Source organism: Bradyrhizobium sp. DOA1 (genome assembly GCF_001593325.1).
Lineage (GTDB): Bacteria > Pseudomonadota > Alphaproteobacteria > Rhizobiales > Xanthobacteraceae > Bradyrhizobium.
In genome coordinates, this window is record NZ_JXJM01000001.1 from 689,271 (window position 1) to 691,133 (window position 1,863).

The following is a 1,863-nucleotide window of genomic DNA, read 5'->3' on the forward strand; positions in this document are numbered from 1 at the left end:
CGACCTTGCGCTGCGCCGCCAGGAGACCCGATTTCGCGTGCTGCAATTGCGCGGTGCTGGCGCGCAGCGCCGCGTCGGTCTGCTGCGCGCGCTGGATCGTGCCCGAGCCCGACTTCATGAGGTCGTCGTAGCGGGCGCGTTCCTCCTGCGCGAATTTCAGGTTGGCGTCCGCCGCGGCCACGTCGGCGGTGCTTTGCGCAATGATCGGCTGTTGCAATTCGAGCTGCGCATCGATGTTGCGCACCGAGGCTTCGCCGGCGGCGACGTCGGCGCGGGCCTGGTCCAGTGCTGCCTTGAAGTCACGATCGTCGATTTTGGCCAGCGGTTGGCCCGCCCTAACCTTTTCGTTGTCGCCGACCAGCACCTTCGCGATATAGCCGGAGACCTTTGGCGCGACGATCGTGGAATCGGCCTTCACATAGGCGTCGTCGGTGGCTTCGAGATAGCGGCCGGTGGTCCAATAGTCATAGCCGTAGTGGCCGGTGACTGCGACGCCGAGCGCCAGTGCCAGACCGATGGCTGCGCGCTTGATCGCTTGGCGGGACGGGCGAAGGCTGGTTTGTTCATTGGTTTCAGCGACATAAGAGGCGTTCGACATGGCATCCTCGAAAAATTCCCGGACGCCCCGTTCTAAAAAGTGCGCCGTGGATGATCGTAAGATGCGTTGTCCAGGCGGTTGTGATAATTCCCTAATTTATGGAAGAATTATCCAGTCAGAGTGGATAATCGGAGCGTTGCGCCTTGGACCGCTTTACCAGCCTCACCGCCTTCGCCCGGGTCGTTGAAACCGGCGGCTTTTCGGCAGCCGCCCGAAAGCTGAACATGTCGACCACAATGGTGAGCAACCACGTCCAGGCGCTGGAGGACCGGCTCGGCGTGCGGCTGCTCAACCGCACCACGCGCAAGGTCAGCCTCACCGAGATCGGCAGGGCCTATTACGACCGCGCCACGCAGATCCTCGGCGATCTCGAACAGGCCGACGACATCGCAAGCGAATTGCAATCGCTGCCCCGCGGTACCCTGCGCATCCACGTCGCCACCCATATGGTGCCGTTCGCCGCGCCGGTGGTGGCGCAGTTGCTGTCGACCTATCCGGATCTCAAGATCGACCTACGCATGGGCGAGGCCGAAGTCGATCTCATCGAAGAAGGCTATGACGTTGCCTTGCGCATGACTGCACCGCCGGATTCAAGCCTGATCGTCCGCAGTCTCGCCACCTGGCGACACGTGCTGTGCTGCTCGCACGATTATCTGGAGCGGCACGGTCGTGTTCAGAAGCTCGACGAGCTCACCGCGCATAATTGCGCTCGGCACCTGAACTTTCCCTTCGGCGACGAATGGCGCTTCTTCGACCGCAAGGGGGCTCCGGCCTCGGTGCGCGTCTCGGGCCGCTTCGTCACCAATAGCGGGGAGGCGCTGCGGCAGGTGGCACTGGAGGGCGCTGCCGTCTGCATGATGGCCGGGTTCCTCGTCCAGGGCGATCTCGACGCCGGTCACCTCGTCCGGCTCCTACCGGAATATCGCCCGGTCGAGATGTCGATGAACGCGGTCTATCCCCACCGCCATCATCTGTCGGCGAAGGTCAGGACCTTCATCGACATGCTCGTGCATCACAGCGCCGAGCAGCAGAAGCTGATCAATCCCTATGCGTGAGCGGTGCGGCAGTCACGCCGCTCGCGCTCTTATCGGCCGCGCCAATAGGGATTCGACTTCCGCCTTCACCGACGCGATGGCAGCCTCTTTCACCGGTCCATAGCCACGGATGTTCATGGGGGTCTTGGCCAAGACGATGAGATCTGCCAGGCGCGCAGCATCGAGCTCGTCGAGCATCCGATCGATCAGGCTCTCATACCAGCCGATCAG

General features: G+C 62.8%; 3 protein-coding genes. 1 reads left to right on the top strand and 2 read right to left on the bottom strand.

Going from position 1 to position 1,863, the window contains the following annotated elements; all coding sequences use genetic code 11:
• The coding region (locus tag SE91_RS37450) for an HlyD family secretion protein (RefSeq protein ID WP_245318296.1) at positions 1-598 on the bottom strand (598 nt) is incomplete at its 3' end.
• 143 nt (positions 599-741) lie between these two features.
• Between SE91_RS37450 and SE91_RS03190 the strand changes: the two genes are divergently transcribed.
• Complete coding sequence (locus SE91_RS03190; RefSeq protein ID WP_060734823.1) at positions 742-1,653, top strand: LysR family transcriptional regulator; 912 nt, start codon at positions 742-744, stop codon at positions 1,651-1,653.
• Positions 1,654-1,665: 12 nt separating this feature from the next.
• Here SE91_RS03190 and SE91_RS03195 read toward each other — a convergent pair.
• Positions 1,666-1,863 (bottom strand): DUF6537 domain-containing protein (locus tag SE91_RS03195; RefSeq protein WP_210183116.1); only part of this gene is annotated, 198 nt, incomplete at its 5' end.